The sequence below is a fragment of the Escherichia sp. WS1152 genome, assembly GCF_046487665.1.
Taxonomy (GTDB): domain Bacteria; phylum Pseudomonadota; class Gammaproteobacteria; order Enterobacterales; family Enterobacteriaceae; genus Escherichia; species Escherichia coli.
In genome coordinates this window covers 1-15500 of record NZ_JBJQJA010000037.1, presented here as the reverse complement: position 1 = coordinate 15500, position 15500 = coordinate 1, and the positions used below count along the sequence as shown (strand labels likewise).

Annotated in this window: 13 protein-coding genes and 2 pseudogenes; 9 read left to right on the top strand and 6 right to left on the bottom strand. The window is 54.5% G+C overall.

Going from position 1 to position 15500, the window contains the following annotated elements; all coding sequences use genetic code 11:
- Positions 1–197 precede the first annotated feature (197 nt).
- On the bottom strand, positions 198–2702 hold the full coding sequence (gene copA / locus ACJHW7_RS24655) for a copper-exporting P-type ATPase CopA (protein WP_000078268.1): 2505 nt from the start codon (positions 2700–2702) through the stop codon (positions 198–200).
- A gap of 261 nt (positions 2703–2963) precedes the next feature.
- On the opposite strand from copA, the gene glsA reads away from it, so the two are divergent.
- From glsA to cueR, 4 genes and pseudogenes are all read left to right on the top strand, one after another.
- A complete protein-coding gene (gene glsA / locus ACJHW7_RS24650; RefSeq protein WP_000883016.1) occupies positions 2964–3896 on the top strand; it encodes a glutaminase A in 933 nt (310 codons plus the stop codon).
- Positions 3897–3898: 2 nt separating this feature from the next.
- Entirely contained in the window at positions 3899–5191 is a 1293-nt protein-coding gene (locus ACJHW7_RS24645; RefSeq protein ID WP_000982172.1) for an APC family permease, read from the top strand.
- Between the two features lie 30 nt (positions 5192–5221).
- Positions 5222–5319: pseudogene (locus ACJHW7_RS24640) on the top strand (hypothetical protein); the annotation flags it as partial.
- The gene (gene cueR, locus ACJHW7_RS24635; protein ID WP_001026747.1) at positions 5316–5723 is read left to right on the top strand and encodes a Cu(I)-responsive transcriptional regulator; all 408 of its coding nucleotides are present in this window, start codon (positions 5316–5318) and stop codon (positions 5721–5723) included. The pseudogene ACJHW7_RS24640 and the gene cueR, both read left to right, overlap by 4 nt.
- Here the strand turns inward: cueR and ACJHW7_RS24630 are convergent, their stop codons facing one another.
- Both ACJHW7_RS24630 and ACJHW7_RS24625 read right to left on the bottom strand, forming a co-directional pair.
- On the bottom strand, positions 5724–6182 hold the full coding sequence (locus tag ACJHW7_RS24630; protein ID WP_000970323.1) for an NfeD family protein: 459 nt from the start codon (positions 6180–6182) through the stop codon (positions 5724–5726).
- A complete protein-coding gene (locus ACJHW7_RS24625) occupies positions 6179–7096 on the bottom strand; it encodes an SPFH domain-containing protein (protein WP_000904502.1) in 918 nt (305 codons plus the stop codon). The genes ACJHW7_RS24630 and ACJHW7_RS24625 overlap by 4 nt, the downstream gene beginning before the upstream one ends.
- Positions 7097–7241: 145 nt before the next feature.
- Here ACJHW7_RS24625 and fetA point away from each other — a divergent pair, with 145 nt between their 5' ends.
- The gene (gene fetA, locus ACJHW7_RS24620; protein WP_001157535.1) at positions 7242–7919 is read left to right on the top strand and encodes an iron efflux ABC transporter ATP-binding subunit FetA; all 678 of its coding nucleotides are present in this window, start codon (positions 7242–7244) and stop codon (positions 7917–7919) included.
- On the top strand, positions 7906–8685 hold the full coding sequence (gene fetB / locus ACJHW7_RS24615) for an iron efflux ABC transporter permease subunit FetB (RefSeq protein ID WP_001297299.1): 780 nt from the start codon (positions 7906–7908) through the stop codon (positions 8683–8685). Before fetA ends, fetB begins: the two co-directional genes overlap by 14 nt.
- Positions 8686–8747: 62 nt before the next feature.
- On the opposite strand, the pseudogene cnoX reads toward fetB, so the two are convergent.
- The 3 genes and pseudogenes from cnoX to tesA all read right to left on the bottom strand — a co-directional run bounded on the left by cnoX (position 8748) and on the right by tesA (position 11075).
- Positions 8748–9592 (bottom strand): annotated as a pseudogene (gene cnoX / locus ACJHW7_RS24610) (chaperedoxin).
- A gap of 60 nt (positions 9593–9652) precedes the next feature.
- Positions 9653–10462 (bottom strand): NADP(+)-dependent aldehyde reductase, encoded by an 810-nt coding sequence (ybbO, locus tag ACJHW7_RS24605; protein WP_000148941.1) that lies wholly within the window; start codon positions 10460–10462, stop codon positions 9653–9655.
- The gene (gene tesA, locus ACJHW7_RS24600; protein WP_001295836.1) at positions 10452–11075 is read right to left on the bottom strand and encodes a multifunctional acyl-CoA thioesterase I/protease I/lysophospholipase L1; all 624 of its coding nucleotides are present in this window, start codon (positions 11073–11075) and stop codon (positions 10452–10454) included. The genes ybbO and tesA overlap by 11 nt, the downstream gene beginning before the upstream one ends.
- Between tesA and ybbA the strand changes: the two genes are divergently transcribed.
- From ybbA to ACJHW7_RS24585, 3 genes are all read left to right on the top strand, one after another.
- The gene (gene ybbA, locus ACJHW7_RS24595; RefSeq protein ID WP_001110573.1) at positions 11046–11732 is read left to right on the top strand and encodes a putative ABC transporter ATP-binding protein YbbA; all 687 of its coding nucleotides are present in this window, start codon (positions 11046–11048) and stop codon (positions 11730–11732) included. The genes tesA and ybbA overlap by 30 nt on opposite strands.
- Complete coding sequence (ybbP, locus tag ACJHW7_RS24590; protein ID WP_000561869.1) at positions 11729–14143, top strand: putative ABC transporter permease subunit YbbP; 2415 nt, start codon at positions 11729–11731, stop codon at positions 14141–14143. The genes ybbA and ybbP overlap by 4 nt, the downstream gene beginning before the upstream one ends.
- Positions 14144–14572: 429 nt before the next feature.
- The coding region (locus ACJHW7_RS24585) for a DUF6531 domain-containing protein (RefSeq protein ID WP_410230643.1) at positions 14573–15500 on the top strand (928 nt) is incomplete at its 3' end.

Below are 15500 nucleotides of genomic sequence, written 5' to 3'. Positions count from 1 at the left end.
GAACCGTAGGCCGGATAAGGCGTTTACGCCGCATCCGGCATCCGAGCACCATTGCCTGATGCGACGCTTACGCGTCTTATCAGGCCTACAAACCTGTGCCTGAACCGTAGGTCGGATAAGGCGTTCACGCCGCATCCGGCAGTCATGCGTCGATGCCAAATGCGCCGCCCTAAAGCAGCGCATCCGCAATGACGTACTTATTCCTTCGGTTTAAACCGCAGCAACCGGTTGGCGTTACTCACTACGGTAATCGACGAGAGCGCCATTGCCGCTCCGGCAACCACCGGGTTAAGCAGTGTTCCAGTAAACGGCCACAAAATACCGGCGGCAACCGGAATACCGATGCTGTTGTAGATAAACGCGCCGAGCAGGTTCTGCTTCATGTTGCGCAGCGTTGCGCGGGAAATAGCGAGCGCATCCGCAACGCCCATCAGGCTATGGCGCATCAGGGTAATCGCCGCGGTTTCAATAGCAACATCACTGCCGCCACCCATCGCAATGCCGACATCCGCCTGAGCCAGCGCTGGCGCGTCGTTAATGCCGTCGCCCACCATTGCCACCTGACGTCCTTCACTTTGCAGGCGTTTAATCGCTTCGGCTTTACCGTCCGGCAGCACCCCGGCTATCACCTCATCAATCCCGGCTTCTTTGGCGATCGCATTGGCGGTGGTTGGGTTATCCCCGGTCAACATCACCAGACGATATCCCGCTTTATGCAGGCGTTGCAGCGCCGCCACGCTATCACTACGCAACGGATCGCGTACAGCCAGCAGGGCTACTGCTTTCCCGTCAATCGCCAGCAGCACAGGCGTTGCTCCTTGCGATGCCTGAGCAGTAATCTCCGCTTCGATAGCTTTGGTACCAACCTGTTGCTCATTTAACAGCGCCTGATTGCCCAGCAATAACGCATGACCTTCAGCTTCACCGCTCACGCCCAGCCCGCGCAATGTGCGGAAACCGTTGACCTGCGGCAGCTGCATATCACCTGCTTTATCGAGGATCGCCCGTGCCAGCGGATGGCTGGAACCTTGCTCCAGTGCCGCCGCCAGACGCAATGCCTGCGCTTCATCAACATCAGCAAACGTTTTCACTGCGACAACCTGCGGCTTCCCTTCGGTCAGCGTCCCGGTTTTATCGAACACGACGGTATCGAGTGTACTGGCGCGTTGCAGCGCGTCGGCGTCCCGCACCAGCACGCCAAACTCAGCCGCCCGCCCGACGCCGGAAATAATCGACATCGGCGTCGCCAGCCCCAGCGCACACGGACAGGCGATAATCAGTACCGTGGTGGCAATCACCAGGGTATAAACAATTTGCGGTGCCGGACCAAAGAAGTACCAGATTGCCGCACTGACCAGCGCAATCACCACCACCACAGGTACAAATACGGCTGAGATTTTATCCGCCAGCTGACCGATTTCTGGCTTGCTGCTCTGGGCCTGGCGCACCATGCGAATGATCCGTGACAGCGTGGTATGGCTGCCAACCGCACTGGCACGAAACAGCACGCTACCGTCCTGTACCACTGTCCCGGCATGGACGCTTTCGCCTTCGCCTTTTTGCTGCGGGATTGGTTCGCCCGTCAGCATCGCTTCATCCAGCCATGCTTCGCCCTGGGTAATCTCGCCATCTACCGGCACGCGATCGCCGGTCGTCAGGCGCAGCAACATACCTGGCTGCACTTCCGCCAGAGGCACGCTTTTTTCACCTTCGTCAGTAACCAGGCGCGCCGTCGGTGGGGTTAAATCGAGTAATTTCTCCAGCGCCTTAGAAGAACGCTGACGTGCGCGCGCTTCCAGCATATGGCCGAGATTAATCAGACCGATAATCATCGCACTGGCTTCATAGTAAAGATGCCGCGCTTCCATCGGGAACCACTGCGGCCACAGGTTGACGCTCATCGAATAGAGCCACGCCACACCCGTTCCCAGCGCCACCAGCGTATCCATCGTCGCTGCACCGTTCAGCAGGCTTTTCCATGCACTGCGGTAAAAATGGCCGCCGGCGAAAACCATCACTGCCAGGGTTATCAGGCCGATAACTAACCACAAGCTGCGGTTGTCAGCGGTGACCATCATGTTATCGCCGATCATCCCCCAGACCATTACCGGGATACCCACAGCCAGTGCAACAATTGCCTGCCAGCGGAAGCGCTTCATCGTAGCTACGGCGGTTTCTTGCTGGCGCTCGCGGCGTTTAGCGTCATCTTCAATCGCTTCCGCACCGTAGCCCGCTTTTTCCACCGCCTGCACTAAATCTTGTGGGGAGGCACTGCCCATCACCAGCGCAGTACGCTCCGCCAGGTTTACCCGTGCCTGAGTGACGCCCGGTACGCTTTGCAGCGCATTTTGTACGCGGGTGACACAGCTGGCGCAGCTCATGCCGCTCAGCAGCAACTGCTGGCTGTCATCGTCATCGGCGGTCGCTGCCGGAAGCGCCTCAGAAACCGCTGTCAGTGCTTCCGACGGGATTGATGACTCCGCCAGCGGTTTAGCCTTTGGGTGGCTTACAGATGCGTCATAACCCGCTTGTTTGATGGTTTCGATCAGCTGTTCTGCACTGGCAGTCCCGGTAACGTGCGCTTCAGTGATAGACACATCCGCTTGTTCCACATCCGGGCGCTGTTCGAGACTTTCTTTCACGCGTTTAACGCAGTGACCGCAGGACAGGCCGTCCAGGGTCAGGTCGATAATTTGTGACATAAAACACTCCTTTAAGACAGTTTTGACTGGCTGTGATAAAGGTTAAACCTTCCAGCAAGGGGAAGGTCAAGAAATTAATAAACCAGGCGAGTAAAAGTCCGTAAAGATTAAAAAATTGGCTCAATTTGCATCAGGATTAGACATTTATCTCTTTGTTTTCCTGTAGTTAAGTTGCGGGTGCTAAGTTAAATCAGGATGCCTCAAAATCGGCACCGGGGTGAGGAATTACCTCCCGCATCTATAAAAAGGAGTTAACAAAAGATGTTAGATGCAAACAAATTACAGCAGGCAGTGGATCAGGCTTACACCCAATTTCACTCACTTAACGGCGGTCAAAATGCCGACTACATTCCCTTTCTGGCGAATGTGCCTGGTCAACTGGCGGCAGTGGCTATCGTGACCTGCGATGGCAAGGTCTATAGTGCGGGTGACAGTGATTACCGCTTTGCGCTGGAATCCATCTCGAAAGTCTGTACGTTAGCCCTTGCGTTAGAGGATGTCGGCCCGCAGGCGGTACAGGACAAAATTGGCGCTGACCCGACCGGATTGCCCTTTAACTCAGTTATCGCCTTAGAGTTGCATGGCGGCAAACCGCTTTCGCCACTGGTAAATGCTGGCGCCATTGCCACCACCAGCCTGATTAACGCTGAAAATGTTGAACAACGCTGGCAGCGAATTTTACATATCCAACAGCAACTGGCTGGTGAGCAGGTAGCGCTCTCTGACGAAGTCAACCAGTCGGAACAAACAACCAACTTCCATAACCGGGCCATTGCCTGGCTGCTGTACTCCGCCGGATATCTCTATTGTGATGCAATGGAAGCCTGTGACGTGTACACCCGTCAGTGCTCCACGCTCCTCAATACTGTTGAACTGGCAACACTTGGCGCGACGCTGGCGGCGGGGGGAGTGAATCCGCTGACGCATAAACGCGTTCTTCAGGCCGATAACGTGCCGTACATTCTGGCCGAAATGATGATGGAAGGGCTGTATGGTCGCTCCGGTGACTGGGCATATCGCGTTGGTTTACCGGGCAAAAGCGGTGTAGGTGGCGGTATTCTGGCGGTCGTCCCTGGTGTGATGGGAATTGCCGCGTTCTCACCACCGCTGGACGAAGAAGGCAACAGTGTTCGCGGTCAAAAAATGGTGGCATCGGTCGCTAAGCAACTCGGCTATAACGTGTTTAAGGGCTGATCATGATGAACACGGAAGGTAATAACGGTAACAAACCCCTCGGTCTATGGAATGTCGTTTCCATCGGTATTGGGGCAATGGTGGGGGCGGGGATCTTCGCGCTGCTGGGGCAGGCTGCGTTGCTAATGGAAGCCTCGACCTGGGTCGCCTTTGCTTTTGGCGGTATTGTGGCGATGTTTTCCGGTTATGCCTATGCGCGTCTGGGGGCGAGCTATCCCAGCAATGGCGGCATTATCGACTTCTTTCGTCGCGGATTAGGCAACGGCGTCTTTTCGCTGGCGCTCTCGTTACTGTACCTGTTGACGCTGGCGGTGAGCATCGCTATGGTCGCCCGTGCTTTTGGCGCTTATGCCGTGCAGTTTTTGCATGAAGGCAGCCAGGAGGAGCACCTTATTTTGCTCTACGCGTTGGGGATCATTGCGGTGATGACGCTTTTCAACTCCTTAAGCAACCATGCGGTAGGGCGGCTGGAAGTGATCCTCGTCGGCATTAAAATGATGATCCTGTTATTGCTGATTATTGCCGGTGTCTGGTCGCTGCAACCGGCGCATATTTCCGTCTCTGCGCCCCCCAGCTCCGGTGCGTTCTTCTCCTGTATCGGGATAACCTTCCTTGCCTATGCGGGCTTTGGCATGATGGCGAACGCGGCGGATAAAGTGAAAGATCCGCAGGTCATTATGCCGCGGGCGTTTCTGGTGGCGATTGGCGTTACCACGTTGCTTTATATCTCGCTGGCACTGGTTTTGCTTAGCGATGTATCGGCATTAGAGTTAGAAAAATATGCCGATACCGCCGTAGCGCAGGCTGCTTCTCCGCTGCTCGGACATGTGGGTTATGTGATCGTCGTCATCGGCGCTTTACTGGCGACGGCTTCAGCCATTAACGCGAACCTGTTCGCCGTGTTTAACATCATGGACAACATGGGCAGCGAACGCGAACTGCCGAAGCTAATGAATAAATCCCTGTGGCGGCAGAGTACCTGGGGCAACATCATTGTCGTGGTGTTGATTATGCTGATGACGGCGGCGCTAAATTTAGGCTCACTCGCCAGTGTTGCCAGCGCCACCTTTTTGATTTGCTACCTGGCGGTGTTTGTGGTGGCGATCCGCCTGCGTCATGATATTCACGCCTCGTTGCCGATTCTTATCGTTGGTACGTTGGTGATGTTGTTGGTGATCGTTGGCTTTATCTACAGTCTGTGGTCCCAGGGTAGCCGTGCGTTGATATGGATTATTGGCTCACTCTTACTCAGCCTTATTGTGGCAATGGTCATGAAGCGCAATAAAACCGTATAACATCTCTCTGTGCGCAGTACTTCCTGTATTATTGTGGTGGCGGTCGATATTCGCACTGGCAAAAAAACGTGCTTGAATATCTGTTGAAACCCTTTAACAAAGCACAGGAGGCGTTGCGCGAACGATGAACATCAGCGATGTAGCAAAAATTACCGGCCTGACCAGCAAAGCCATTCGCTTCTATGAAGAGAAGGGGCTGGTGACGCCGCCGATGCGCAGCGAAAACGGTTATCGCACCTACACGCAGCAGCATCTCAACGAACTGACCTTACTGCGCCAGGCACGGCAGGTGGGCTTTAACCTGGAAGAGAGCGGCGAGCTGGTGAATCTGTTTAACGACCCGCAGCGGCACAGCGCCGACGTCAAACGGCGCACGCTGGAGAAGGTGGCGGAGATCGAACGACACATTGAGGAGCTGCAATCCATGCGCGACCAGCTGCTGGCACTGGCGAATGCCTGCCCTGGCGATGACAGCGCCGACTGCCCGATTATCGAAAATCTCTCCGGCTGCTGTCATCATCGGGCAGGGTGATTAAGACGAGACGGCTCGGATATGTAGGGTTATCCCTTCTATCGCAATGACTTCAACATGCGTACCTGCACCGAGATCCTCGCTGGCGCTGACAGGCCATGAACTGTCACCGACGCGCATATGACCGCGCCCGTTGACCAGCGGAGATTCCAGCACAAAACGTCGGCCAATCAGCTGCTGCCCGCGCTGGTTTAAATGACTATCGCTGTGCTTTTGTTCGCGCACCCGCCGCGACAACCATTTCCACCACAGCCAGGCGGCGAGCAGCGTCAGGATGGCAAACATTACCCCTTGCCACTCCCAACCCAGCGGCACCAGCCAGACCACCAGGCCGGTAATCACCGCTGCCACGCCGCTCCACAACAAATAACCATTTCCGCCCAGCATCTCGGCTGCCAGCAGCAAACCGCCGAGACTGAGCCAGAAAATATGTGGATGAACGACCATTAACTCCATCATGGCTGAGTCCGTTTGTTGGCGCTGTCTTTCACCAGCTCGGCAATCCCGGCAATCGACCCCATCAGGCTGCTGGCCTCTAATGGCATCATCACTACTTTGCTGTTACTGGAGGAACCGATCTGCTGTAACGCTTCGGTGTATTTCTGCGCTACGAAGTAGTTCACCGCCTGAATATCACCGGAGGCGATAGCTTCAGACACCATTTTGGTGGCGCGGGCTTCTGCTTCGGCGGAACGTTCACGCGCTTCAGCCTGTAAAAACGCCGACTGACGTTCGCCTTCCGCTTTCAGGATTTGCGACTGTTTTTCACCTTCGGCTTTGAGGATTTCCGCCTGACGGATCCCTTCCGCTTCAAGAATGTAAGCGCGTTTGGTACGTTCCGCTTTCATCTGCGCGTTCATTGAAGAGATAAGCTCTGCCGGTGGGCGCACGTCGCGAATTTCAATACGGGTGACTTTAATCCCCCACGGGTTGGTGGCTTCATCGACAATACGCAGCAGGCGTGAGTTGATGCTGTCGCGCTGAGAGAGCATTTCGTCAAGTTCCATTGAACCCAACACGGTACGGATGTTAGTCATGGTCAGGTTGATGATCGCCAGCTCCAGATTGCTGACTTCATAAGCCGCGCGCGGCGCGTCAATCACCTGAATAAAACAGACTGCGTCGATGGTAACGTTGGCGTTATCTTTCGAGATAACTTCCTGGGAAGGGATATCGAGCACTTGCTCCATCATATTGATCTTGCGACCAATGCGATCCATAAACGGCACCACCAGACTGAGCCCCGGCTGTAACGTTTTGGTATAGCGACCAAAACGTTCTACCGTCCATTGATAGCCCTGCGGCACGATTTTGACGCCCGCGCCGACAATGACCAGCGCGACAAAAATGAGAATCGGGATAAAGATAAGCATCGGAAAAACCTCCTGTTGTACCGTCCATAATCAGCAAAATTGCTGCTTGATTAAACAAATTATACCTGATTACTGAAAGAGAGTTCCCCCTTATTCCTGCGAAGGATAAACTGTTTTTAGTAAAAATCAGAAAAAGGGAACAGTGATGCAGGAAAATAGTCCTTTGCTTCAGCTACAAAACGTAGGATATCTGGCGGGTGATGCGAAGATTCTTAATAACATCAATTTTTCGCTGCGTGCTGGCGAATTTAAGTTAATTACCGGTCCTTCCGGTTGTGGCAAAAGTACGCTGCTAAAAATAGTTGCTTCATTGATCAGCCCAACCAGCGGAACGTTACTGTTTGAAGGTGAGGATGTCAGCACACTAAAGCCAGAAATCTACCGCCAGCAAGTCTCTTACTGCGCCCAGACGCCGACGCTGTTTGGCGATACGGTATACGATAATCTGATCTTTCCCTGGCAGATCCGTAACCAGCAGCCTGACCCGGCCATTTTTCTCGATTTTCTCGAACGCTTCGCTTTGCCGGACAGCATTTTGACGAAAAATATCGCCGAGCTATCTGGTGGTGAAAAACAACGCATCTCACTGATTCGTAACCTGCAATTTATGCCGAAGGTTTTATTGCTGGATGAAATCACCAGTGCGCTGGATGAAAGTAATAAACATAACGTTAATGAGATGATCCATCGTTATGTGCGCGAGCAAAATATTGCCGTGCTGTGGGTGACACACGATAAAGACGAAATTAATCATGCGGATAAAGTGATTACACTGCAACCGCATGCCGGAGAAATGCAGGAAGCACGCTATGAACTCGCATAATATTACTAACGAATCATTGGCACTGGCATTAATGCTGGTGGTGGTGGCAATCTTAATTAGCCATAAAGAAAAACTGGCGCTGGAGAAAGATATTTTCTGGAGCGTCGGGCGAGCGATAATTCAGCTGATTATTGTCGGCTATGTGCTGAAGTATATTTTCAGCGTGGATGATGCCAGCCTGACATTATTGATGGTGTTATTTATCTGCTTTAATGCGGCGTGGAACGCGCAAAAACGCAGTAAATATATTGCTAAAGCTTTTATCTCATCGTTTATTGCCATTACGGTCGGGGCGGGAATTACCCTGGCGGTGCTGATTCTCTCTGGGTCGATTGAATTTATCCCGATGCAGGTGATCCCTATCGCCGGGATGATTGCCGGTAACGCCATGGTAGCGGTGGGGTTGTGTTACAACAATTTAGGGCAACGGGTCATTAGCGAACAGCAACAGATTCAGGAGAAACTGAGTCTTGGTGCGACGCCGAAGCAGGCTTCAGCGATATTGATTCGCGACAGTATTCGCGCGGCTTTAATTCCGACGGTCGATTCAGCAAAAACGGTTGGCTTAGTGAGTTTACCAGGAATGATGTCCGGGCTGATATTTGCCGGGATTGATCCGGTGAAGGCGATTAAATATCAGATTATGGTGACCTTTATGCTGCTCTCAACCGCCAGCTTGTCGACCATTATTGCCTGCTATTTAACCTATCGTAAGTTTTATAATTCGCGCCACCAGTTGGTGGTGACGCAATTGAAGAAGAAATGATGCGATGCCGGATGCGCAGCATCGCATCCGGCGTTGTGGTTCATGTGCCGATCAACGGAATATCAATACAACAATGCATACAGCTGGCGGCGATACTTCGACGCCAGTGCATCACCCGTACCCAGCGCAGCGAGGATCTCCTGGAACGTTTTACGCGTCTGACCGTCTGCGGCGGTGAGATCTTTACGCAGATGCCCGAACAGCAACTCCAGCGCCTCTTCATTGCGCCCAACCTGGTGCAGTTGCAGAGCCAGTTGCGTCGCCAGTGCGGCATCTTCTGGATTCTCCGCCACCTGCTGTTGCAACTGTTGAATTTCCGGCGTATCAGCCGCCTGCTTCAGCAGTTCGATTTGCGCCACCAGCCCCTGGTAGCGGGTGTCCTGATCCTGCAACGGAATGGTTTTCAGCACCGCTTCCGCAGGTTCAGCGCAATCAGCGTTTCTGCCAGCAGCAGGCCGATCTCCCCGTTCTGATTCGACAACTGCCAGGCGTCTTTCAGCAATGGCAGGGCATCGGTGTAATTGCCTTCCTGCATCAGTTGCATCGCCTGCTGCGCTTTCAGCTCTTCTTCGCGCGGCAGCACTTTATCCAGCAGGGCGCGGATCGCCTCTTCCGGTTGCGGCCCCTGGAAGCCATCTACCGGTTGCCCGTTCTGGAACAGATACACGGTCGGAATCGCGCGCAGACCAAACTGGGCGGCAATCATCTGCTCCGCGTCACAGTCCAGCTTCGCCAGAATAAATTGCCCGTTGTACTGCGCCGCGAGGCTTTCCAGGATCGGGGTTAACTGCAAACAGTGCTGGCTACGTTCAGACCAAAAATAGAACAGCACCGGAGTGGTCATCGACTGTTCAAGAACCTGTTGCAGGTTAGATTCGTTAATGTTGACAATATTTTCTACGGACATGGAGTCGCTCTCTGTTGTCGATATTTTCTTTGACATGGGGGCTTAAGCGCGCGCTTCAACTCACCCCTGCAATATTTTGTCCATCACGCGCCCCGGCAGCAGGCGCTTGAGCACCATTACTGCCCAGGTCACCAGCGTTACCGGATAGCGCATCTTCGGCTTCTCGCTAATAAAAGCATGGCGTACTTTGTCCACCACCGCTTCCGGTCCCAACGTAAAGCGGGCGGCGATGCCGGGATTTTCGACTGGTTTATCACTTTGCGTCTGGTTGACGTTGTCGGTGAAGCGAGTACGAATGGGACCGGGTTCGATCAGGCTGACTTTAATTCCGCTGTGGCGCAGCTCCATGCGCAGTGCGTCTGACCACGCCTCCAGCGCATATTTACTGGCCGCGTAAGCGCCACGACCCGGCGTGGAGATTAATCCCATCACCGATGATGTCATCACAATACGCCCTTCACCGTGCGGTAACATCGCGGGTAACAGGCGCATGGTGAGCTGGTGTGCGCCGAAAAAGTTGGCGGAAAACTGCTGTTCCATCTGCGCACGGCTGATGGTGGAAAGGGGGCCATACATGCCGAATCCGGCATTGTTAAAGATCCCATACAGACAATTATCGGTCAGGGCGATCACCTCGTCTGCTGCGCGATCAACACTTTCTGGTGAATCCAGATCGATCAACACGCCGGTAAATCCCATGTTGTTCATACGCTCAACATCATCCGGTTTTCGGCAACCTGCCAGCACATGAAAACCCTGGCGTTTTAATTCGAGCGCGCTTTCCAGGCCAATTCCACTGGAACATCCGGTAATTAAGACCGATTTTTGCATAACTTTACCTGTCAGGATCTCCGTTGCTTTATGAGTCATGATTTACTAAAGGCTGCAACTGCTTCGCCATCCAGTCGGCAATAAACGGCTGGGCGTCGCGGTTGGGATGAATACCGTCATCCTGCATCCATTGTGGCTTGAGGTAGACCTCTTCCATAAAAAAGGGCAGCAGCGGAACATCAAACTCTTTGGCGAGTTTGGGGTAAATGGCGCTAAAGGCTTCATTATAACGGCGACCATAGTTTGCAGGCAGACGTATTTGCATTAACAATGGTTCAGCGTTGGCGGCTTTGACATCCTGCAAAATCTGGCGCAGCGTTTGCTCGGTTTGCTGTGGCTGAAAACCACGCAAACCGTCATTGCCGCCCAGTTCAACCAGCACCCAACGCGGCTGATGCTGTTTCAGCAGAGCCGGAAGGCGTGCCAGTCCTTGTTGCGAGGTGTCGCCGCTGATGCTGGCATTAACTACCGACGTTTTACTCTGCCACTTATCATTCAACAAGGCAGGCCAGGCCGCGCTGGCAGACATTCGATACCCGGCGCTCAGGCTATCACCCAGAATCAATAACGTGTCCGCTGCGGCGGCACGGAAGGTTAACAGGACCAGGAACAGGAAGGGCAAATGCCAGCGGAAAACATTGTTGAAGTTCATCATCTTAAGAAGTCCGTCGGTCAGGGGGAGCATGAACTCTCCATCCTCACCGGAGTTGAGCTGGTTGTCAAACGTGGCGAGACCATCGCACTGGTGGGCGAGTCGGGATCGGGTAAGTCAACCTTGCTGGCGATCCTCGCCGGGCTTGATGACGGCAGCAGTGGCGAAGTGAGTCTGGTGGGACAACCGCTACATAATATGGACGAAGAAGCGCGGGCAAAGTTGCGCGCGAAGCACGTCGGCTTTGTTTTTCAGTCATTTATGTTAATTCCTACCCTTAACGCGCTGGAAAACGTCGAGCTTCCGGCTCTGCTGCGCGGTGAGAGTAGCGCGGAAAGTCGTAACGGGGCGAAAGCGTTGCTCGAACAGTTAGGGCTGGGTAAACGTCTGGATCATCTTCCGGCACAGCTTTCCGGCGGTGAACAGCAACGAGTGGCGCTGGCACGAGCCTTTAATGGTCGACCTGATGTGCTGTTTGCCGACGAACCCACCGGCAACCTTGACCGCCAGACGGGCGATAAAATTGCCGACCTGCTGTTTTCCCTCAACCGTGAACATGGCACCACGTTGATTATGGTGACCCACGACCTGCAACTGGCGGCACGCTGCGACCGCTGCTTACGGCTGGTGAACGGGCAGTTGCAGGAGGAAGCATGATTGCACGTTGGTTCTGGCGCGAATGGCGTTCGCCGTCGCTATTAATTGTCTGGCTGGCGCTAAGCCTGGCGGTGGCCTGCGTGCTGGCGCTGGGCAATATCAGCGATCGCATGGAGAAGGGCTTAAGCCAACAAAGCCGGGAGTTTATGGCGGGCGATCGGGCGTTGCGCAGTTCGCGCGAAGTGCCGCAAGCATGGCTGGAGGAAGCGCAAAAGCGCGGCCTGAAAGTCGGCAAGCAGCTGACTTTCGCCACCATGACATTTGCAGGCGACACACCGCAGCTGGCGAACGTCAAAGCGGTGGATGATATCTACCCGATGTATGGCGATCTGCAAACTAATCCCCCTGGCCTGAAACCGCAGGCGGGCAGCGTATTGCTGGCCCCACGCCTGATGGCGCTGCTTAACCTGAAAACGGGCGACACCATTGACGTGGGCGATGCCACCTTGCGGATTGCCGGAGAAGTGATTCAGGAACCGGATTCCGGTTTTAACCCCTTCCAGATGGCTCCGCGTCTGATGATGAATCTGGCGGATGTCGATAAAACCGGAGCCGTGCAGCCGGGGAGTCGGGTCACCTGGCGTTATAAATTCGGCGGCAACGAGAACCAGCTCGACGGCTATGAGAAATGGTTGTTACCCCAGCTTAAACCCGAACAACGCTGGTACGGTCTGGAACAGGACGAAGGCGCGCTGGGGCGATCGATGGAACGCTCGCAACAGTTCCTGCTGCTTTCGGCGCTTCTGACCTTGCTGCTGGCAGTGGCAGCAGTGGCGGTAGCGATGAATCATTACTGTCGCAGTCGCTACGATCTGGTGGCGATCCTCAAAACGCTGGGGGCAGGGCGAGCGCAACTGCGTAAGCTAATCGTCGGTCAGTGGTTGATGGTGCTGACGCTTTCAGCCGTTACCGGTGGGGCGATAGGCCTGTTGTTCGAAAACGTGTTGATGGTGCTGCTCAAGCCCGTTCTGCCTGCTGCACTACCGCCAGCCAGCCTCTGGCCGTGGCTATGGGCGCTGGGCACCATGACGGTCATCTCGCTGCTGGTGGGGCTACGACCATACCGCTTGTTGCTGGCAACGCAGCCTTTACGCGTATTACGTAATGATGTGGTAGCGAACGTCTGGCCGCTGAAGTTTTATCTGCCGATTGTCAGTGTAGTGGTTGTGCTGCTGCTCGCCGGATTAATGGGGGGCAGTATGCTGCTCTGGGCGGTGCTGGCGGGCGCGGTAGTACTGGCTTTGCTGTGCGGTGTGCTGGGCTGGATGCTGCTGAATGTACTTCGCCGCATGACGCTGAAATCGCTGCCTCTGCGCCTGGCGGTCAGCCGCCTGTTACGTCAGCCGTGGTCAACGTTAAGCCAGCTTTCGGCATTTTCGCTCTCCTTTATGCTGCTGGCACTGCTGCTGGTGTTGCGTGGTGATCTGCTCGACCGCTGGCAGCAGCAGCTACCTCCAGAAAGCCCGAACTACTTTTTAATTAACATCGCCACAGAACAGGTAGCACCGCTAAAAGCGTTCCTCGCGGAACATCAGATAGTCCCGGAATCGTTTTATCCGGTGGTGCGGGCGCGGCTGACGGCGATTAACGATAAGCCGACAGAAGGTAATGAAGATGAGGCGCTTAACCGCGAACTCAATCTTACCTGGCAAAATACGCGGCCCGATCATAATCCGATTGTCGCCGGTAACTGGCCGCCAAAAGCCGATGAAGTGTCGATGGAAGAGGGGCTGGCGAAACGCTTAAAGGTTGCCCTCGGTGATACCGTGACTTTTATGGGCGATACCCAGGAGTTCCGCGCTAAAGTGACCAGCCTGCGCAAAGTGGACTGGGAAAGTCTGCGGCCTAATTTCTATTTTATTTTCCCGGAAGGGGCATTAGACGGGCAACCGCAGAGCTGGCTTACCAGTTTCCGCTGGGAGAATGGCAACGGCATGTTGACGCAACTCAACCGCCAGTTCCCGACCATTAGCCTGTTAGACATTGGCGCGATTTTAAAACAGGTCGGTCAGGTGCTGGAGCAGGTAAGTCGGGCGCTGGAGGTGATGGTGGTGCTGGTCACCGCCTGCGGTATGTTGCTGTTGCTGGCACAGGTGCAGGTGGGTATGCGTCAGCGCCACCAGGAGCTGGTGGTGTGGCGCACACTCGGTGCGGGGAAAAAACTGCTGCGTACCACGTTGTGGTGTGAGTTCGCCATGCTTGGGTTTGTTTCCGGCCTGGTGGCCGCAATTGGTGCGGAAACGGCGCTGGCAGTGTTGCAGGCGAAAGTGTTTGATTTTCCGTGGGAGCCAGACTGGCGATTGTGGATTGTTCTGCCGTGCAGCGGAGCGCTGCTGCTGTCGCTTTTCGGCGGCTGGCTGGGTGCGCGACTGGTTAAGGGTAAGGCGCTGTTCAGGCAGTTTGCGGGGTGATGAGAGTAAATAAGGGGCGTTCTGGTTGAATGGAACGCCTTGTTTAAATTAATTCTACAATATGTTTCATTGATGATGTTATTGAATTGGTGATTTCCTATCTTTCTATTGCTGATATTAATCTGAATCGGTGGAGTTTATTGATTTTAAATATAGCCCTACAAAAATAACTCAGACTAATAAAATCATAAATCATATGCGTTGAATGGATATTATCCATATAGTGAATTTGTTGATGATGAATTCATCTGTGCTAAAAATGTTAGTTTAATAAAATATTGAAAGTGACCTGTAATAACAGTTGTTGTTGATTGAGAACAAATAAGTTTATGTGAAAAATATATAAATACATTAGCTGGTCTTGTGTGTCATTTTATTTTTTTTGTTGCTAACACAGGGATATGAACAATAACTAAAAGGGCACTTTATATGAGCGGAAAACCAGCGGCGCGTCAGGGAGATATGACTCAGTATGGCGGTCCCATTGTCCAGGGTTCGGCAGGTGTAAGAATTGGCGCGCCAACTGGCGTGGCGTGCTCGGTGTGTCCGGGCGGGATGACTTCGGGCAACCCGGTAAATCCGCTGCTGGGGGCGAAGGTGCTGCCCGGCGAGACGGACCTTGCGCTGCCCGGCCCGCTGCCGTTCATTCTCTCCCGCACCTACAGCAGCTACCGGACGAAGACGCCTGCACCGGTGGGGATTTTTGGCCCCGGCTGGAAAGCGCCTTCTGATATCCGCTTACAGATACGCGATGATGCACTGGTACTCAACGACAACGGCGGACGGAGCATTCACTTTGAGCCGCTGCTGCCGGGTGAGGCGGTGTACAGCCGCAGCGAGTCCCTGTGGCTGGTGCGTGGCGGTAAGGCAACGCAGCCGGACGGCCATACGCTGGCACGGCTGTGGGCGTCGCTGCCGCCGGATATCCGGTTAAGCCCGCATCTTTACCTGGCGACCAACAGCGCACAGGGGCCGTGGTGGATACTGGGGTGGTCAGAGCTGGTGCCGGGTGCTGAGGACGTACTGCCAGCGCCGCTGCCGCCGTACCGGGTGCTTACCGGGCTGGCAGACCGCTTCGGGCGGACGCTGACGTACCGGCGTGAGGCCGCCGGTGACCTGGCCGGGGAAATCACCGGCGTGACGGACGGTGCCGGGCGGGAGTTCCGTCTGGTGCTGACCACGCAGGCGCAGCGTGCGGAAGAGGCCCGTAAACAGCGCACCGCTTCCTTATCTTCCCCTGACACACCCCGCCCTCTCTCAGCCTCAGCGTTCCCCGACACACTGCCCGGTACCGAATACGGCCCCGACAGGGGTATCCGCCTTTTGGCGGTGTGGCTGATGCACGACCCGGCATACC